10 protein-coding genes, 2 tRNA genes, 1 rRNA gene and 1 riboswitch are annotated in these 19,352 nt (G+C 43.7%); of the genes, 7 read left to right on the forward strand and 6 right to left on the reverse strand.

The window, feature by feature from the left end; genetic code table 11:
- The 3 genes from rrf to AACW75_RS21775 form a co-directional block, all read left to right on the forward strand.
- Positions 1-95: ribosomal RNA gene (gene rrf, locus AACW75_RS21765) — 5S ribosomal RNA — on the forward strand; the annotation flags it as partial.
- 67 nt (positions 96-162) lie between these two features.
- A tRNA-Asp gene (locus AACW75_RS21770) sits at positions 163-239 on the forward strand.
- A 60-nt stretch (positions 240-299) separates the two neighbouring features.
- A tRNA-Trp gene (locus AACW75_RS21775) sits at positions 300-376 on the forward strand.
- Positions 377-1,438: 1,062 nt separating this feature from the next.
- On the opposite strand, the gene AACW75_RS21780 is transcribed toward AACW75_RS21775, so the two are convergent.
- Complete coding sequence (locus AACW75_RS21780) at positions 1,439-2,719, reverse strand: cation:proton antiporter (protein WP_102466663.1); 1,281 nt, start codon at positions 2,717-2,719, stop codon at positions 1,439-1,441.
- A 169-nt stretch (positions 2,720-2,888) separates the two neighbouring features.
- Here AACW75_RS21780 and metH point away from each other — a divergent pair, with 169 nt between their 5' ends.
- Entirely contained in the window at positions 2,889-6,566 is a 3,678-nt protein-coding gene (gene metH, locus AACW75_RS21785; RefSeq protein WP_237297512.1) for a methionine synthase, read from the forward strand.
- A 108-nt stretch (positions 6,567-6,674) separates the two neighbouring features.
- Here metH and lysC read toward each other — a convergent pair whose 3' ends face one another.
- Entirely contained in the window at positions 6,675-8,042 is a 1,368-nt protein-coding gene (gene lysC / locus AACW75_RS21790; protein WP_102573403.1) for a lysine-sensitive aspartokinase 3, read from the reverse strand.
- A gap of 110 nt (positions 8,043-8,152) precedes the next feature.
- Positions 8,153-8,330, reverse strand: a riboswitch (Lysine riboswitch).
- 176 nt (positions 8,331-8,506) lie between these two features.
- On the opposite strand from lysC, the gene AACW75_RS21795 reads away from it, so the two are divergent.
- Positions 8,507-9,646, forward strand: coding sequence for a pyridoxal-phosphate-dependent aminotransferase family protein (locus tag AACW75_RS21795; RefSeq protein WP_102573404.1), 1,140 nt, complete (start codon positions 8,507-8,509; stop codon positions 9,644-9,646).
- Between the two features lie 104 nt (positions 9,647-9,750).
- Here the strand turns inward: AACW75_RS21795 and AACW75_RS21800 are convergent, their stop codons facing one another.
- The 4 genes from AACW75_RS21800 to AACW75_RS21815 all read right to left on the reverse strand — a co-directional run bounded on the left by AACW75_RS21800 (position 9,751) and on the right by AACW75_RS21815 (position 16,311).
- Positions 9,751-11,523 carry a PglL family O-oligosaccharyltransferase gene (locus AACW75_RS21800; protein ID WP_102573405.1) on the reverse strand — a complete coding sequence of 591 codons (1,773 nt, stop codon included), beginning with the start codon at positions 11,521-11,523 and terminating at the stop codon, positions 9,751-9,753.
- Positions 11,524-11,619: 96 nt separating this feature from the next.
- On the reverse strand, positions 11,620-14,451 hold the full coding sequence (gene uvrA / locus AACW75_RS21805; RefSeq protein WP_102573406.1) for an excinuclease ABC subunit UvrA: 2,832 nt from the start codon (positions 14,449-14,451) through the stop codon (positions 11,620-11,622).
- A 182-nt stretch (positions 14,452-14,633) separates the two neighbouring features.
- A complete protein-coding gene (gene galU, locus AACW75_RS21810) occupies positions 14,634-15,506 on the reverse strand; it encodes a UTP--glucose-1-phosphate uridylyltransferase GalU (RefSeq protein ID WP_102573407.1) in 873 nt (290 codons plus the stop codon).
- Positions 15,507-15,663: 157 nt separating this feature from the next.
- Complete coding sequence (locus AACW75_RS21815; RefSeq protein ID WP_017073009.1) at positions 15,664-16,311, reverse strand: LuxR C-terminal-related transcriptional regulator; 648 nt, start codon at positions 16,309-16,311, stop codon at positions 15,664-15,666.
- A 278-nt stretch (positions 16,312-16,589) separates the two neighbouring features.
- On the opposite strand from AACW75_RS21815, the gene AACW75_RS21820 reads away from it, so the two are divergent.
- Complete coding sequence (locus AACW75_RS21820; protein ID WP_102573408.1) at positions 16,590-17,174, forward strand: single-stranded DNA-binding protein; 585 nt, start codon at positions 16,590-16,592, stop codon at positions 17,172-17,174.
- 161 nt (positions 17,175-17,335) lie between these two features.
- Positions 17,336-19,351: an RNase E specificity factor CsrD gene (gene csrD, locus AACW75_RS21825; protein WP_017073011.1), complete on the forward strand. Its 2,016-nt coding sequence runs from the start codon at positions 17,336-17,338 to the stop codon at positions 19,349-19,351.
- Position 19,352: the final 1 nt, after the last annotated feature.

A 19,352-nucleotide genomic window follows, 5' to 3' on the forward strand; every position in this document is an offset into this window, starting at 1 on the left:
GACCCACCTGATTCCATGCCGAACTCAGAAGTGAAACACAATAGCGCCGATGGTAGTGTGGGGTTTCCCCATGTGAGAGTAGGACATCGCCAGGCTTTAAATTAAATCTTTAGGTTGACCGACCTGGGGATATGGACGCTCACTTAGTGAGTTGACCACTGCGGAGTGGTAGTTCAGTTGGTTAGAATACCGGCCTGTCACGCCGGGGGTCGCGGGTTCGAGTCCCGTCCACTCCGCCACTTATTCGATAACCTCGCCTAGTGCGAGGTTTTTTCGAATCTGAAGCAAGATAAAGTTTTAGGGGTGTAGCTCCAATTGGCAGAGCAGCGGATTCCAAATCCGCGTGTTGGGAGTTCGAATCTCTCCACCCCTGCCATATTCAAGGCTCTAGCAGAAATGCTAGGGTCTTTTTACTTTCTGAATCTAACATACGGCATCAGCAGAGCAGCGGATTCCCCGACTTACCAAAATAGCGCGTGTTGGGAGTTCGAATCTCTCCACCCCTGCCATATTCAAGGCTCTAGCAAAAATGCTAGGGCCTTTTTATTTTCTGAATCTAATATACGGCATTAGCAGAGCTGCGGATTCCCCGACTTACCAAAATAGCGCGTGTTGGGAGTTCGAATCTCCGGAGTGCCGACTCAGTCCACCCCTGCCATATTGAAAGCCTCAGCAGAAATTCTGGGGCTTTGTTACGTCTGTTGCTTCTACGAAAATGTTGGTAGAACTAGGCGAGCCCCAGGTTCGCTAACCCGGCCGAATCTCCGGAGTACCGGTTCAGTCCAGCCCTACCATATTTAAGGCTCTAGCCTGCGCGCCAGGTAGAAATACTATGCCTGTCACCTTTAACGTAACGCTAGAAATATTAAGTGTTCCTCTAGCTACACCTATTTAATCGAACCGCTTTAATACCTACTTAGTACAATCTTGTCGCATTTAAGTACTTAGTTGAAAACTAGAGCTTCCTGTTCAACACTCACCAAGCTCCGAAGTTTCCGCTAACGACAAAATCAATTACTGCTAGACGTTGAGTCTCATTATTTTTATTTCAATCATCGGATGCTGAACCCTTGCGAGTTATGCTTATACAACTGAATATTGGTCTATTGGGAGACTCGCTAGTACGTAGAAGAAAGGGTTTTTTACATGGTTTCAATTCCAGTAAAATTTCTGGCTAAGATCGCTATCGCTGTTTACATGTCGTCTTTATCAGGATTAAACATCCTTTGTCTTCACTTTGGTACTAACCAAATCCAGTGTTCAATCTACATAAGGTTTTTGATTACTCTAATAATAGTGCATCAAATGTCGAGATACGATCGATGTGTTACATATACCTTTCAGCTATAGTTTTAGTGAGGATATTGGTGAATCTGACTTTCATCAGGTATAAAAAAGGCCACCTAAATTAGGCAGCCTAGTTTAATATTTGGAGATCTTAATCTAACTCTTTCTCAGCTTGTTTCGCTTTCTCTATCATCGGAGTAATTGTTGAACCTTGAACTAAGATTGAGAACACAACAACAGCGTATGTCATGACAAGGATAATCTCTTTAACATCTATTGCCTTGCCTTCTATCACCCAGATACCTGAAGGGATTGAAAGTGCCATGGCTAGAGCTAGGCCACCACGTAAGCCACCCCAAGTTAAGATCTTGATTGACCAAGGGTTGTAAGTTCTAAAGCGTTTAAATCCGATATAAGACAAGAAAACACTTAGGTAGCGTGCGCTTAGTACTAGAGGTACTGCGAACGCCATTAAGATCCAGTCTTCTTGGTGAAATTTGAATAACAGCATCGACATACCGATTAATAGGAACAATACACCATTTAAGAATTCATCTATCAATTCCCAGAAGTGGTCTAAGTGATCCTCACTCTCTTTCGAGAACCCGATAAATCGAGTCCAGTTACCAATCATGATTCCTGAAACTACCATCGCCAATGGTCCTGATACATGTAGAACTTCAGCAAAGGCATAACCAGCAGTTGGGATACCGATGGTTAATAGCAGCTCCATCGAGTGGTCATCGGTGTTGCTAATTAGGTAATGGAATATTAAACCTAGAACGAAGCCATAGACGATACCGCCAATCGCCTCTTGGACGAATAACATGGTCACGCTACCTACAGTCGGTGCTTCTGTACCGAACGCAATGGTAAATAGGGTAACGAAGATAACTAAGCCAAAACCATCGTTGAATAGAGATTCTCCCTCGATTTGAGTTGAGATTCGTCTGGGAGCGTCGAGCTTTTTGACTATAGCTAACACCGCAATGGGATCGGTTGGTGAGATTAGAGAGCCAAAGAGTAAGCAATAAATCAGATCGAATTGAATGCCGATGAACTGACAGAATCCATAGAGCACAAAACCAATAAAGAATGTCGAAAACAGTGTAGCGCCAAGAGCCAGTACTGTTATTTCCCATTTCTGATCTTTTAGATTAGGTAACTTAATCCCAAGACCACCAGCAAAGAGTAAGAATCCCAATATTCCTTTCAGGAGGAAATCTTCAAAGTTGATACTGGCAACAGTTTCTGAGGCGATGTCAGCCAATTGAAACCAATTGTTTTGCCCCGCAATGATAATCAATAGAGATAACATCATTGAACCAGCTGTAATCGCGATGGTTGTCTGCATTTTACCAATTTTGGTATTAACGAAAGCAATAAGCATGGCAGCAGCGGACAAGAAGCATAAGGTGTAGTAGACCGACATTGGGATCCCAACATGTAACAAAGTATGAATATTAATTTTCGTTGTCTCATGCTCAAATAGCAAACATTTTTTTGTCATTAGTCGGCAATCAATTTCCTTTTTTAGACGTCTAGACTCCTTTTTAATGTGTGATAGGATGGAGGGATAATTAAAGGAATGAGGTTGTATTGTGGGAAGTAATGTAAGGCAAAAGATTGAAGCTCTGTTGAAGCAACGAATTTTACTGATCGATGGTGGCATGGGTACCATGATTCAGGATTATAAATTGGAAGAGCAAGACTATCGCGGTGAACGCTTTGCTGATTGGCATAGTGACTTAAAAGGCAACAATGACCTTTTAGTACTTACACAGCCTAAGCTTATCAAAGATATCCATTCAGAATATTTGGAAGCTGGGGCCGACATCCTCGAGACCAACACCTTTAACTCTACAACCATCGCTATGGCTGACTACGATATGGCAAGCCTTAGCGAAGAAATTAACTTTACGGCTGCTCAACTGGCACGTGAAGCTGCTGATGAGTGGACAGCAAAGACTCCGAACAAACCTCGTTTCGTTGCCGGTGTTTTAGGCCCTACTAACCGAACCTGTTCTATCTCTCCTGATGTCAATGACCCGGGTTACCGCAACGTTAGCTTTGATGAATTGGTTGAAGCTTACTCTGAATCGACTCGTGCTCTTATCAAGGGTGGTTCGGATCTTATTCTTATCGAGACTATCTTTGATACGCTAAACGCGAAAGCATGTGCTTTTGCTGTTGAATCGGTTTTTGAAGAAATTGGTATTAAATTGCCAGTAATGATCTCCGGCACCATAACTGACGCATCAGGCCGTACGCTTTCAGGGCAGACAACAGAAGCATTCTATAACGCCCTTCGTCATGTTAGACCTATCTCATTTGGATTGAACTGTGCGTTAGGTCCTGATGAACTCCGCGAATACGTCAATGAGATGTCTCGTATCTCTGAATGCAATGTTTCTGCTCACCCTAATGCAGGTTTACCCAACGCGTTCGGTGAATATGACCTATCTCCGGAAGAGATGGCAGAACACGTTAAGGAGTGGGCTGAAAGTGGCTTCTTGAACTTAATTGGCGGTTGTTGTGGTACGACGCCAGAACATATTCGCCAAATGGCCGATGTCGTTGAAGGCGTAACTCCGCGTCAACTACCTGATTTGCCAGTGTCTTGCCGTTTATCTGGCTTGGAACCATTAACGATTGCCAAAGAATCTCTATTTGTGAACGTGGGTGAGCGTACTAACGTTACCGGTTCTGCTCGATTTAAGCGATTGATAAAAGAAGAGCTTTACGATGAAGCCTTGAGTGTTGCTCGAGAGCAAGTTGAGAACGGCGCTCAGATCATCGATATCAACATGGATGAAGGGATGCTAGACGCTGAGGCGTGCATGGTTAAATTCCTTAATCTATGTGCGTCTGAGCCTGAGATCTCGAAAGTGCCAGTCATGGTCGACTCTTCAAAATGGGAAGTTATCGAAGCGGGTCTGAAATGTATTCAGGGTAAAGGCATCGTTAACTCTATCTCATTGAAGGAAGGGAAAGAGAAGTTTGTCGAACAAGCGAAACTGGTTCGTCGTTATGGCGCAGCAGTCATCGTGATGGCGTTCGACGAACTAGGTCAGGCAGATACTCGAGAACGTAAGGTTGAGATCTGTACTAATGCCTACAACATTCTTGTTGATGAAGTAGGTTTCCCGCCAGAAGATATTATTTTTGACCCGAACATTTTCGCAGTGGCTACGGGTATTGATGATCATAACAATTACGCGGTGGACTTCATTGAAGCGGTAAGTGATATCAAACGCGATCTTCCTCATGCGATGATCTCGGGTGGTGTGTCGAATGTTTCATTCTCTTTCCGCGGTAATAACTACGTTCGTGAGGCTATTCACGCGGTATTCCTGTATCACTGTTTTAAAAACGGTATGGATATGGGCATCGTTAATGCGGGTCAACTTGAGATCTACGATAATGTGCCTGAAGACTTACGTGAAGCTGTTGAAGACGTGGTGCTTAACCGTCGTGATGACTCGACGGAGCGCTTATTGGATATTGCGACTGCATACTTAGAGCGTGCAGTTGGAAAGGTTGAAGATAAATCGGCGTTAGAGTGGCGTACCTGGCCAGTAGAAAAGCGCTTAGAGCACTCTTTGGTGAAAGGTATTACTGATTTCATCGTTGAAGACACAGAAGAGGCTCGTGTTAATGCTTCTCGCCCTATTGAAGTGATTGAAGGTCCTTTGATGGATGGTATGAATGTGGTCGGTGACTTATTTGGTGAAGGTAAAATGTTCCTTCCTCAAGTAGTGAAATCTGCCCGTGTAATGAAGCAAGCTGTCGCCCATCTTGAGCCATTTATTAATGCAACTAAAGACGTCGGTGCGACTAACGGGAAAATACTGTTAGCAACAGTGAAAGGTGATGTTCACGACATCGGTAAGAATATCGTTGGCGTGGTTTTACAGTGTAATAACTACGAAATTATCGATCTAGGCGTGATGGTTTCATGTGAAAAAATTCTCAAGGTAGCTAAAGAAGAAAACGTCGACATCATTGGCCTTTCGGGTTTGATCACTCCTTCATTGGATGAGATGGTTCATGTGGCTAAAGAGATGGGGAGACAAGGCTTTAAACTGCCTTTGTTGATTGGTGGCGCAACCACGTCTAAGGCACATACAGCGGTTAAAATTGAACAGAACTATTCTGAGCCCGTTGTTTATGTTAATAACGCTTCACGTGCTGTTGGTGTATGTACCTCATTGTTATCTAATGAATTGAAGCCCGCATTCGTTGAGAAGTTGGTTCTAGATTATGACCGTGTTCGTGATCAACACAACCGCAAGAAGCCGCGCACCAAGCCTGTCTCGCTTGAGAGAGCTCGTGCTAACAGAGTGGCCATTGATTGGAATGCTTACACTCCGCCAGCACCCGCTAAGCCAGGAGTGCACATCTTCAAGGGTTTTGATGTCGCTACTTTACGTAAGTACATCGACTGGACCCCATTCTTTATGACGTGGTCTTTGGTTGGTAAGTACCCGGCAATTTTTGATCATGAAGAAGTAGGCGAAGAGGCGAAGCGCTTATTTAAAGACGCCAATGATTTATTGGATCGAGTACAAAGAGAGAAGTTGCTTGAAGCTCGTGGTATGTGCGCTATGTTCCCAGCGAACAGTGTTGGTGATGATATTGAAGTGTATACCGATGAATCTCGTACCGAGGTATTAAAGGTTCTGCACAACCTTCGTCAACAAACCGAAAAGCCAAAAGGTTTTAACTACTGTTTGTCAGATTACATTGCGCCGAAAGATAGCGGTAAAGCGGACTGGATTGGTGGCTTTGCGGTGACGGGTGGTATTGGTGAGAGAGAACTTGCTGATGAATACAAAGCCAATGGTGATGACTACAACGCGATTATGATTCAAGCTGTGGCTGATCGATTGGCAGAAGCGTTCGCTGAATACCTGCATAAAGAAGTGAGAAAGGACATTTGGGGTTACTCGCCTGATGAGGATCTGTCTAATGACGATTTGATTCGAGAGAAGTACCAAGGTATTCGTCCAGCTCCGGGTTATCCAGCTTGTCCTGAGCATACTGAGAAAGGTTCGTTGTGGGAGTTGATGGATGTTGAAAAAGCGATCGACATGTCACTAACAACTAGCTATGCGATGTGGCCAGGTGCTTCGGTGTCTGGTATGTACTTCTCGCATCCTGATTCACGATACTTTGCGATTGCTCAGATTCAACAGGATCAAGTGGATAGCTATGCTGATCGTAAAGGTTGGGATATGTTGGAAGCTGAGAAGTGGTTAGGTCCAAACATTAACTAGTTTGAATCTATGACGGGCTTTGATTCGTAAAAATAAAAGGGTTGCTTAAGAGCAACCCTTTTTGTATCTGTCGTTTGGTGATTTTAAACTAATCGAGCAACCATCGTTTTATTCAAACAGCTCTTGATGCAGCTTTTGAATCGCTAACTTGGAGACAGATTCATCAAGCAAGAAGCACAGGTTGTGTGGGCTCGCTCCGTAACAAATCATACGTAGGTTGAAATCTTCAAGCGTGCCGAATACTTGCTTCGCATAGCCTTTGCTTTCACTCATGTTGTTGCCAATAAGAGCAACAAGGCATAGGTCGTGTTCAATATCCACAGAACACAGCTCTTCAAGCTCAATTCGAGCGGCTTCTGGTAACTGAGGAGCACCACCTGATGTATCTGTTTGATCGAGAGTGAGTGAGACACTGATCTCTGAGGTAGTGATAAGATCGACAGAGATCTTATGCTTAGCCAGGATCTCGAACACTTTTGCGAGGAAGCCATAAGCATGGAACATATTGGCGCTGCGTAGCGTAACCATGGTTTGGTTGCAGCGTAGGGCGAGCGCTCTGAACAGAGGGGAGCTTTCAACTTGTTGACGAATCCATGTGCCACCAAGCTCTGGTGCTTTTGATGAGCCGACAAATACCGGGATTTGATGGCGTAGTGCCGGGACTAGAGTCGATGGGTGTAAGATCTTCGCGCCAAAGTTTGCCATTTCCGATGCTTCGCTGAAGCTGATCTCTGGGATAGGAGATGCTTTCGATGCGATACGTGGATCCGTGGTGTAGATGCCCGGAACATCAGTCCAGATTTCTAAACCAATCGCTTGTACCGACTCCGCAATCAGTGCCGCTGAGTAATCACTACCACCACGACCTAACGTTGTGGTGTTACCTTCGCTATCGGCGCCGATAAAGCCTTGGGTAACGACAACTTGCTGCTGGCATAGTGGAATCAATTTCTGTTGTGCTAAAGCTGCAATATCTTTTAACAGTGGTTCTGCTTTGCCGAAGTCACCATTGGTGCGCATCACTTCTCTGATATCAAAACGGACAGCGGGTATGCCACGCTCGCGAATGATTTGAGCGAGGATATGTGTCGACATCAGTTCGCCACATGCCACTAGGTGATCGGTGAGTTTGGTACTGGCTTGGAATGATGCCGCTTCGGCTGCACTCGCAATGTCATCGAGAATGCAGTGCACATCTTTTTCAATGCTAATTGGGTCAGCTAGCTGATCAAGAATCGCGTTATGAATGTCAGTCAATTGCGTCAATAATTCCTGACGACGAGTTTTGTCTTGGACACCATTCGCTAGCTCAACCAGCAAGTTGGTGACGCCTGAGCAAGCGCTGCTCACAACCAGTTTAGTATTCGAGTTATTTTCAATAATGGCAGCACAACGGCTCATTGCTTCAAAGTTGGCAACACTTGTTCCGCCAAACTTAGCGACATTAAAAGAACCAGCTACATTAGATGCACTCACGATATATCTCCCACGACTTCCTAAAATAAAATTACGATTGGGTAATCCAACGTCCGATGTTTTTTCGAAGAGAGTATTTAGAGCAAAAAGAGAGGAATTATTAGAATAGTAACCTCAGAAGCTCTTCACCATATAGAAATGGTGACAGTTGAAGGGATTCAGCCCGCTCAACCGATAATAAAGGTCCTACATCCTTTTATTATCTCGGCACTGCTCCCCATAAATGTTTTGTATTGGAAATGCGGTTCCACAAAACATCTGCCTGGGCAGTGCTCCTCTTCTGCTAGATAGCCGTTTCATTGAACGTTTTTGTGGTAACAATGTCAATCCGTAACTGGAGATATTTAAAAAATAATTTTAACAATTATGTGACACTGGTGTGACCTCAATACTTTTAGCTAATTGCTGAGGTGATCGATTTGCTTTAGGGTGGAATGTTCACACCATTAACGTAAGGGATGTACATGTCTAATTTAACACTCACTACTGCTATCGAGAGCTTTTATCCGCCACACCGAACGTTAATGGGGCCGGGGCCTTCAGACATTTCTCCTCAAGTTTTACAGGCCTTAAGCCGTCCAACCATTGGTCACCTCGACCCGTTATTTATCGCGATGATGGATCAACTGAAACAACTTCTTAAATATGCTTTTCAAACTGAAAATGAGTTTACGATTGCTGTTTCAGCTCCGGGCAGCGCAGGTATGGAAACCTGTTTTGTTAACCTGATAGAGCCAGGCGAGAAGGTGATTGTTTGTCGCAATGGCGTTTTTGGTGAACGTATGCGAGAGAATGTTGTGCGCTGTGGTGGCGAAGCGATCCTTGTTGATGACGAGTGGGGCAAGTCAGTTTCCGTTGAAAAGGTCGAAAAAGCATTGGCAGAAAACCCTGATGCTGTAGCTGTCGCATTTGTGCATGCAGAAACGTCGACGGGAGCGTTATCGGATGCTAAAGCTATTTCCGCAGTAGCTCGTCAGTTTGATGCATTGTCGATTGTTGATGCGGTGACATCATTAGGTGGTGTACCACTCTTGGTTGATGAATGGCAGCTTGATGCGGTTTATTCTGGCAGTCAAAAATGTCTATCTTGCGTTCCTGGTCTGTCTCCTGTGACTTTCTCTCAACGTGCGGTTGAGAAGATGAAGGCGCGTCAAACGCCAGTACAAAGCTGGTTCCTAGATCAGAGCTTGGTACTCGGTTATTGGAGTGGAGAAGGTAAGCGTAGCTACCACCACACGGCACCCGTGAACAGCCTGTATGCTTTGCATGAGTCGTTGGTTTTACTGAAAAATGAAGGGTTAGACAACGCTTGGTCACGTCATTACGCGATGCACCAAGATCTTAAAGCTGGCGTAGAAGCTTTGGGGTTAAAGTTTGTCGTTGATGAAGAGAGCCGCTTGCCTCAATTGAATGCGCTTTACTTCCCTGAAGGGATTGACGAAGCCAAAATAAGAACACAGCTGTTAGAAGAGTATAATCTTGAAATCGGTGCAGGCCTTGGCTCTTTAGCTGGGAAGGCTTGGCGTATTGGTTTAATGGGTTATGGTGCTCGAAAAGAGAATGTCGCATTGTGCTTAAAAGCGTTGCAAGACGTTTTAAAATAGCGGTAATAAACTGAAGTTCAAAAGAAAAGCGCACGAGAGATCGTGCGCTTTTTTGTGTCTAGACTAAACGTCAATAAGGTGAATTTACTCTGGATTCCTTGGCATCATTTAGCAGAAGAAATGTTGTTTTCAGCTTCTGATATTTTCTTATATTGAACCTTGGAAAAGTCTCTATTTGGGAACAAAAAGCTCGCTTCGCTACGAATTTGTTCTGCCTTGCTGTAATCGCCTAATCCTTGATAAGCAAGAATAAGATTGCTGTAGAAAGCAGGCCTTGGTTTGCTCTTTATTATTTCCAGAGACCAATCAACATAAGGTTGGATCAGGCTAGGATCAGCTTTGTAGAGGCCAATATTTAGATAGGTGCTGTACACATCCCAATCATAGCGATCTTTCCAAACCACCGGGTTTGTCACCTGCTTAAGAATATCCGGGTTCTTAGGCTTAGACAGTTCAAATTGAGTCAGCACATAATTGGTATGCAGCGCGCTCAACATATAGAAACTCACCAAGATCGGAACCACCAAGCTAGACACTCTAAATAGGGTTTTACTAACGATACTAAACGGCTGTTGATAGTGCCGAGAAGAGCGTTGATCAACCCAGTAAATCAAGATGATGAATGTTATCCAGTGAATCGCAGAATGATAAAAAGGATACTCTAGCTGAGAGTGCAAGAGTATGGGGATAAATAGCGCGAGCAGTGCTAGACGTGTTCCCTTCGTTGAGCTTGCTATACGTGACATGACTAAAAACGCAGCAATTAAGATCCCGATAATTGGTACTATTCCGCCTTCAACTCCCCAAAACAGGAATTCATTGTGCGGGTGATCCATTGAAGGAAGGCCGGGATGATAATTTGAGTTGAGTTGATGCTGGCGAGCCGTGTATAGCGTGTACTCGGACTCGAATTTCCCGTAGCCATAACCTGTAAATGGCTTTTCGATCATCATATCGAGTGCTTGTGGGAATATATATCCTCGAGCATCTTCTAAATGAGAACGACTGGCTTTTTGGCTCGCTAAACTATCTACAGACTGTAAGCTAATGATGGTAAAACCAACAACAACCCCAAGTAGAACTGAACTGCACCATCCGTAAAATCGCTTCTTAGTCGAGAATTTGTATAGGTAAGGCAGAATACATATCAACCCTATTACGGCGGCCAACCAGCCAGTTCGTGATGCAATAATAATTAATAGCGGCACGGTTAAGGTTGGGGTTAAATAAAGTAAAATCGATTCGCTAATCTTATGGTTATATTTCGCAGGTTGCCTCGCCAAAAGATAAGCAGAAAGTACAAATCCAGTGGCTAGGAAGCTGGCCATAACATTGGGTTGCTGGAAGATTCCGTAAGGTCGATTGGCTGCTGTGTTGTAACCAAATGGGTTCCCTGATTCTAATACAAAATATTGCACATAACTAAACAATGCTTGAATGACGACAGCGAGCACAATGAACCACAATATACGTTGTTTGTGTTTATTGCTAAATTTGAATTGTTGAAGGACTACGAATAAGGCAAAGCCCGCCCATAATCCAAGTAAGCGGCCTGACACTCCTTGAGGTGAGGCATTACTGTATAGAATAGGCAGTGTGAGTATGATGCAGCTAATCAGCAAGCCAACGGTTAATTTGGAATACTTGAGTACTCGGTTGGTTGCGAGTTGGTAGAAGCCAATTGCCAATGTAAAACTAAGAGCTAACCAAGTGGTCGGATTAAAAGATAAAGCAAGGCCAGAGCCGCCAGGGTTAGGCATAAAAAAATGCATGGCTAATAAGAAAACAACAGCTAAAGAGGCTAGAAATGCCTTATTTAGCGGTAGTTGGGCTCTCTGATTTTCTAGCTGGGTACCGCTAGTGTGTATTGTTGCCATAAATCCCTAACCTTATAAAAACGGAGCTTGTTCCTTTTGAAACAAGCTCCGTTACTTTAACATTTTTCTGTCTGCTCGCAGGGCGCTATTTTACACCTACTTCAAATTTAACATAGGCTTAAGGAAGCGAGCGGTGTGTGAGCCTTCGACGAGTGCCACATCTTCAGGTGTACCTTCTGCAACAATTTCACCACCACCTTGACCACCTTCAGGTCCTAAATCTAGGACCCAGTCTGCAGTTTTGACAACATCTAGGTTATGTTCAATCACGACAACGGTATTTCCGTGATCACGCAACCTGTGTAATACCGTTAATAGTTGCTGAATATCATGGAAGTGTAGCCCAGTTGTAGGCTCATCAAGAATGTATAAGGTTTTTCCTGTATCTCGTTTAGAAAGTTCACGCGCAAGTTTGACTCGTTGTGCTTCTCCGCCAGATAAGGTTGTCGCCGCTTGCCCTAGTCGAATATAAGAAAGGCCCACATCCATTAAAGTTTGCAGTTTACGCGCAATGACCGGAACTGGATTGAAGTACTCGCGAGCATCTTCTACAGTCATTTCTAGCACTTCATCAATGGTTTTTCCTTTGTAGCGAACTTCTAAGGTTTCACGGTTATAGCGTTTACCTTTACACACATCACACGGTACATACACATCTGGTAAGAAGTGCATTTCTACCTTGATTACGCCATCACCCTGACACGCTTCACAGCGTCCGCCACGAACGTTAAAACTGAATCGTCCCGGTTTATAGCCCCGAGATCGCGACTCTTGTGTACCCGCAAATAACTCACGGATTGGAGTGAAGATCCCAGTATAAGTGGCAGGGTTTGATCTTGGCGTTCGACCGATAGGGCTCTGATCGATGTCGATTACCTTATCAAAATGTTCTAACCCTTTAATCTTCTTATGTGGTGCGGCTACCGCTGTGGTTGCACCATTGAGTTGGGTATGGGCGACTTTAAAGAAGGTATCGTTGATCAGTGTTGATTTACCTGAACCTGATACGCCGGTAATGCAACTAAATAAGCCGACAGGAATGGTTGCGGTGATATTTTTTAGGTTGTTACCCGTTGCTCCAATGATCTCTACGACCTTTTTTTTGTCGATAGGTGTTCTTTCTTTGGGTATGGAAATTTCTTTGGCGCCGCTCAGGTACTGCCCAGTCAATGATTCTGGGTTATCGAGAATATCTTGCATTGTCCCTTCTGCGACCACATGGCCACCGTGAACTCCCGCTCCTGGACCGATATCGATAACATGGTCAGCACAACGGATTGCATCTTCATCATGTTCAACGACAAGAACGGTATTACCTAAATCTCTTAAGTGAACCAGAGTTTTCAATAGACGTTCATTATCACGCTGGTGGAGGCCAATCGAAGGCTCATCGAGTACATACATAACACCCACTAAACCAGCACCAATTTGACTTGCTAGACGAATCCTTTGCGCTTCACCACCAGACAGCGTTTCTGCACTGCGTGATAGGTTCAGGTAATTCAAACCGACATTAACTAAGAAATGCAGGCGGTCATTGATCTCTTTCATTACTTTGTCTGCGATTTGTCCACGCTGACCGTCCAATTTTAATTCTTGGAAAAATTGCAGTGCGTCGGCAATGCTGAGTTCAACAATTTCAGGGAGTGTCGTGTCACCAATAAAGACGTTTCTCGCTTCTAATCTCAAACGCGTGCCGTTACAGCTAGAGCAAGATTTCGTCGAAATGTATTTAGCTAAATCTTCACGTACAGCGCTCGATTCAGTGTCATGGTAACGACGTTCTAACGTGTTGAGAATACCTTCAAATGGGTGACGCTTGACTCGGATATCACCACGATCATTGATGTATTTGAATTCGACCTCTGTGCGGCCAGATCCTTTCAGAATGATCTCTTGAGTTTTCTTTGGCAAAGAATTAAATGGTGCATAAAGATCAAAACCATAATGATCCGATAGCGACGTCAGCATCTGAAAATAGTAGTAATTCTTTTGATCCCAGCCTTTTATAGCACCTTCTGCAATGCTTAGGTTCTCATCCAAAATCACTCGACTTGGGTCGAAATATTGTTGAACACCAAGTCCATCACAAGTACCACATGCACCTGCTGGGTTGTTGAATGAAAACAGACGAGGCTCAAGTTCCTGCATGCTGTAGCCACATTTGGGACAAGCGAAGTTTGCAGAAAATACGATCTCTTCTTGTTCGGTGTCGTCCATCCAACCGACAACAGCAATGCCGCCAGAGAGTTCTAATGTGGTTTCAAACGATTCAGCCAGGCGTTGTTGAAGATCAGGGCGAACCTTAAATCGATCAACGACCACCTCGATGGTGTGCTTCTTATGTAACTCAAGTGTTGGTGGATCGGATAGGTCACAAGTTTCTCCGTCAATTCGAGCGCGGATAAAACCTTGAGCGGCTAAATTTTCAAGTGTTTTGACATGCTCACCTTTACGCTCTTTGACGATAGGCGCCATTAGCATCATCTTTGAACCTTCAGGGAGTTCCAACACTTTATCGACCATTTGGCTGATGGTTTGCGCAGCCAGAGGGGTATTGTGATCTGGACAGCGTGGTTCACCTACTCGCGCATAGAGCAACCTTAAGTAATCATAGACTTCCGTAATGGTCCCCACGGTTGAACGAGGGTTGTGAGAGGTCGACTTCTGTTCTATTGAGATAGCGGGAGATAAACCTTCGATGTGGTCGACATCAGGCTTTTCCATAAGAGATAGAAATTGGCGAGCATAAGCAGACAAAGACTCGACATAGCGACGCTGCCCTTCTGCGTAGAGAGTATCAAACGCAAGTGACGATTTTCCTGACCCGGATAATCCCGTGATAACAGTGAGTTTGTCACGAGGTATGGTTAGGTTAATGTCTTTGAGGTTATGCGTACGAGCGCCTCTGATTTCTATTTTATCCATCTCAACAGACCATGTAATTTTAAGTGGATAAAGTATTACATAGAGTGAGATTTGTGCAAAGTTTTACTGGATAAAAAAACAGTAAACAAAAAAGGGTGACTCTTTTGAGTCACCCTTTGAATAATTTATTACGCAGCTAACTAACCGTTAATTGTTATTAGTTAATAAGCCAAAACCAGTGATTAAGCTTCTTTTGTTGTTGAGTGCTTACCTAGCTCGATTTGTTGCTGGTCTTTTTTGTATAGGTTTTCAAAGCAGTAGTTTGTTGCCTCGATATAGCCTTCTACACTACCGCAGTCAAAACGTTGGCCTTTAAATTTGTAGGCTAATACACAGCCTGATTTTGCTTGTTTTAACAATGCATCAGTAATCTGGATCTCGCCGCCTTTACCTGGCTCTGTCTGCTCGATAAGTTCAAAGATGTCTGGAGTCAGAATGTAACGGCCAATGATCGCGAGATTACTTGGTGCAGTGCCTGGCTCTGGCTTCTCAACCATGTCGTCAACACGGAAAAGATCATCTTTAATCATTTCACCAGAGATAACACCGTATTTGTGTGTTTCGTTTTCTGGCACTTCTTGTACTGCAACAATTGAACAACGGAATTGTTTGTACAGCGCAACCATTTGAGCCAGAACGCCCTGCTGCTCATTTACACAAAGGTCATCGGCAAGCACAACTGCGAATGGTTCATCACCCACAAGTTCGCGACCCGTTAAGATAGCGTGGCCAAGGCCTTTCATTTCACGTTGACGAATGTAAGTGAAGTTTGCTGCTTCAATCGTCTCACGGATATTGATCAGTAGATCTTCTTTATTTGTACCGCTGATCTGATGTTCGAGTTCGTAGTTTTTATCGAAGTGATCCATCAGAGAATGCTTACCACGACCAGTCACAATGCACATGCCGTCCATACCGGCTTCGATCGCTTCTTCAACGCCGTATTCAATTAGAGGCTTGTTTACAACAGGCATCATTTCTTTAGGCATTGACTTAGTAGCAGGTAAGAAGCGTGTACCGTAGCCAGCTGCCGGGAAAAGGCACTTTTTGATCATGATAAGACCCTTTATCTATAATAATTATTGATTCAACCTGAATGGCTGATATTTCTGAGGGCAACTCTAGCATAAGTTATGTCGAAAATTCAGCAACAATACGTATGGTTTACTAGAGTTTCCCTCAAAATTATCATCAGTTTAAGAGGCTGATCAATTATGCAAGTAAGTTCTGATTAGCCCAGGCGATGGCTTGGACTCTATTTTTAACCGCTAACTTACGGAATATCTGATAAAGGTGAGACTTGACGGTGAATTCGCTAATAAACAAATCATCGGCTATTTGAGTGTTTGATGAGCCAGATTGAAGGCAACGAATCACCTGGATCTCCCTAATGGTTAAATCGACATTGGTGGGTGTCGTGTTGGTGTTGACCATATTGCGGTAATAAAAAAGAAGTTGGTTCGTTACCTTCCTCGGTAACCAGTTGTCACCATTAATGACCTCTTTAAGCCCTTTTGCTATTTTAACTTTTTGTTCAGAATCATAAAACAACCCTTTTAAGACACCGTAGGTAAGTAGCTCTGAGGTAGTAAGTTGCTGGGGGACATTGAACAATATGATCTCATGATTTTTCCACATGACGGGTAAATTAGGGAACACCATGACTAACTTTGGTACCTCTTTGTAATCGATGAGCAAGATACGGTTGCTCTGTTTTCTATCGAAAAGCATCAAGTCGTCCGCTGTCATCTTGTAGAGTGGAATAAATAAGTGCTTTTCTATCTCTTTTACATGCAGATAGGTGTCGCTTGGGTCGATGCACAGAAAGTGTAAAGTGCGAGCGTATCGAGATTTTCTCATTGAAACTCCTTGTTCAATTTGGGTTAGATTTCACGTTGTCATGCATGCTTCGGCTTCTCTAGCGCCTTAATGGTGACTTGCGTTGAATATCAATTCCCAAAGTAAATGAGTGGTTTGTAAGTGGAGAAAAAAGCAACATCGCTCTGAATATCATGATTTGTTACGTTTTTATTCTTTGTATTAGAGCGAGAATAGGAATGCGATTTATCACTGTAGAAAAGCATGCTATTCTTGTGCGCTAAAATTTTCTGAGACTATGAATTTAGACGGAGCAAATCATGGCTAGCCGTGGAGTTAACAAAGTTATATTAGTGGGTAACCTAGGTAATGACCCTGAAATTCGTTACATGCCCAATGGCGGTGCAGTAGCGAACATTACCATTGCAACGTCAGAGTCATGGCGTGACAAAGCAACTGGCGAACAGCGTGAAAAAACAGAATGGCACCGTGTTGCTCTGTTTGGCAAGCTGGCGGAAGTTGCTGGTGAATACCTACGTAAAGGTTCTCAAGTTTACATTGAAGGTCAACTTCAGACACGTAAATGGCAAGATCAAAGCGGTCAAGATCGCTACACAACTGAAGTGGTTGTTCAAGGCTTCAATGGTGTAATGCAAATGCTTGGTGGCCGTGCTCAAGGTGGTGCTCCTGCTCAAGGTGGTATGGGTAACCAACAGCAAGGTAGTTGGGGTCAGCCACAACAGCCACAGCAGCAGCAACAACCACAGCAGCAACAACCACAACAGCAACAGCAATACAGTGCTCCTGCTCAACAGCAGCCGAAAGCACCTCAACAAGCTCCTCAGCAGGCTCAACCTCAATATAATGAGCCGCCAATGGATTTTGATGATGACATCCCATTTTAAGCCCTGTTTTTAATATATTATAAAGACAGTATTAAATTGGAAAAAGCCGCGTTCATCGCGGCTTTTTGTTACCTAGAATTCTTAACGCTTTATTTACAACGTCAATTTATAGTATAAGTAGCAATACGGTATAATGTGAGTTGAAAAGGATTTCGTTATTCATGAGATATACCCCCACACTAAAATTGAGCACTCGCTTAGTGGCGTTTGTCACCGTGATTGTTATCAGTGCGATGTTCATTCTTTTTATCGGTGGCACACTGTCTTTTAAGCGTATTGGGCAGGAATATTTAGACCATTATTTGGTTGGTATTGTCGACGTTGTAGATAAAGAGATGGAAGATCCAGACGCTGCGTATTCGATGCAGCGTTGGATGCCTAAGATGTTGCAGGCGAGCAATATTGTTGAGATGAAACTCTCGAACAAGACGGGCATCGTTTATCGCTTCAAAGATACTTCCCCGCAAATTGACCCTAATCGCCTCTATGAAAGAAGTTTTGTTTTAGAGCGAAATGAAGGCTATCGAATCGAGTTTAAAGCTCTTCCTCCTTACATTGGTTATAACTACTCAATGGAAGCGATGTGGTCGATTACTTTAGCGGTTGCTTTGATTATTTTCTGTCTGGTACGTGGTGTCCGATGGCTGAAAGAGCAGCTAATGGGCTCCGAAATGCTGGAGGAGCGAGGAAGAATGCTTCTCGCTGGGCAAGTTGAAGCTCATGCAAAAGGGGATGAGCGAGAGTGGCCATATACTGCGAGTGAAGCCCTTGATGTACTGATTGAGGAGTTACAAGATGCTCGTCAGGAGCGAAGCCGCTTTGATACCTTTATCCGCACCCATACCTTCTTAGATAAGCTTACTGGCACAGCCAATCGAGTCTTATTTGATAACAAGCTTGAATCGGCCCTGCATGAAAGTGGTGCTAGAGGTGGCGTATTGTTGATTCGCATTGACGAATGGGAACCAGTTCGTGATGCCAATGATAAACAAATCACTGACGGCTTTATTATTGAAGTCGGAGAAGTATTGTCGAATATTGTTCAGCGCTATCCTGATGTTATTTTCTCTCGCTATTACGAAGCAGACTTTGCGGTGTTTATTCCTCACCAAGGATCAAAGGATATTGCAACGTTGGCAGCTCAATGTTTAAGACAGTTAGATAAACTAACGCCACCGGAGCCTTTGGAACCTGACAATTGGTGTCATATCGGTGTGACAATGTATACCGAAGGCGAACGCCATAGCCAGATTATGGATGAAACTGAAACGGCATTAAAAAGCGCCCAGTTGGAGCGTATTAATAATTGGAGCCGTTACCCTAAGCAGAATACAAATGAGTTGGATAGAGGCAGTGTTCGTTGGAGAACACTACTTGATAAAGCTCTGCTCCCTGAAAATTTAGTAATCTTTGCTCAGCGGTGTTATCTTATGCCGGAATCTGGTCAAGCTAATGAATTACATAGAGAAATATTCACTAGAATTCAGGATCCTGATAAAGGTTTATTGAAATCGTCTCGATTTATGCCCGCAGTAGAGCAAGTTGGTTATCAAGCTCAAATGGATCAATCGGTTCTGAAGGTGTTGCTGAAGTCGCTAAAAGAATCAACAACCCTTACCAACTATTCGGTGAACTTGAACGTTACGCCGTTTGCTAATAAACAGCATTTTAAGTGGTTTAGAAGTGAGTTGTTACAGCTCTCCGCTCAGCATCGCTCCCAATTAGCTTTTGAGTTTCCAGAAGGACATCTTATTGCTCATCTCGATTATATGAGACCGGTGGCAAAGATGTTGAAGGGGTTAGGGTGTAAAGTCATTGTTGGTCAAGCAGGGCGAACCATTGTTAGTACTCACTATATAAAAGATTTAAAGGTTAACTTTATTAAGCTTCATCGAAGCCTAATAAAGAAAATAGATCAAAGGCATGAGAACCAACTGTTTGTCCGTAGTTTAATTGGGGCATGTGGTGACTCCCCAACTCAAGTTATTGCGGTGGGAGTCGAGACAAAGCAAGAAAAGAATACCTTGATAGAGTTAGGTATTAACGGCTATCAAGGGAGATATTTCGACGAAGAACAACAGATCATCCCTTTGCCTAACCAAGGTGAAAAGACAGTGAAAACTGAATCTGCTGTAAAAGTTGGACGAAGAAATCGATGGCGTAAGAGTAGTAGTTAAA

The sequence above is a fragment of the Vibrio sp. L3-7 genome (genome assembly GCF_963898195.1).
Lineage (GTDB): Bacteria > Pseudomonadota > Gammaproteobacteria > Enterobacterales > Vibrionaceae > Vibrio > Vibrio echinoideorum.

What these genes read in the sequence shown, in the direction of transcription:
- AACW75_RS21780 (WP_102466663.1), bottom strand. Translation starts at nt 2,719, where the DNA reads ATGTCGGTCTACTACACCTTATGCTTCTTGTCCGCTGCTGCCATGCTT.
- AACW75_RS21795 (WP_102573404.1), top strand. Translation starts at nt 8,507, where the DNA reads ATGTCTAATTTAACACTCACTACTGCTATCGAGAGCTTTTATCCGCCA.
- AACW75_RS21800 (WP_102573405.1), bottom strand. Translation starts at nt 11,523, where the DNA reads ATGGCAACAATACACACTAGCGGTACCCAGCTAGAAAATCAGAGAGCC.
- uvrA (WP_102573406.1), bottom strand. Translation starts at nt 14,451, where the DNA reads ATGGATAAAATAGAAATCAGAGGCGCTCGTACGCATAACCTCAAAGAC.
- galU (WP_102573407.1), bottom strand. Translation starts at nt 15,506, where the DNA reads ATGATCAAAAAGTGCCTTTTCCCGGCAGCTGGCTACGGTACACGCTTC.
- AACW75_RS21815 (WP_017073009.1), bottom strand. Translation starts at nt 16,311, where the DNA reads ATGAGAAAATCTCGATACGCTCGCACTTTACACTTTCTGTGCATCGAC.
- AACW75_RS21820 (WP_102573408.1), top strand. Translation starts at nt 16,590, where the DNA reads ATGGCTAGCCGTGGAGTTAACAAAGTTATATTAGTGGGTAACCTAGGT.
- csrD (WP_017073011.1), top strand. Translation starts at nt 17,336, where the DNA reads ATGAGATATACCCCCACACTAAAATTGAGCACTCGCTTAGTGGCGTTT.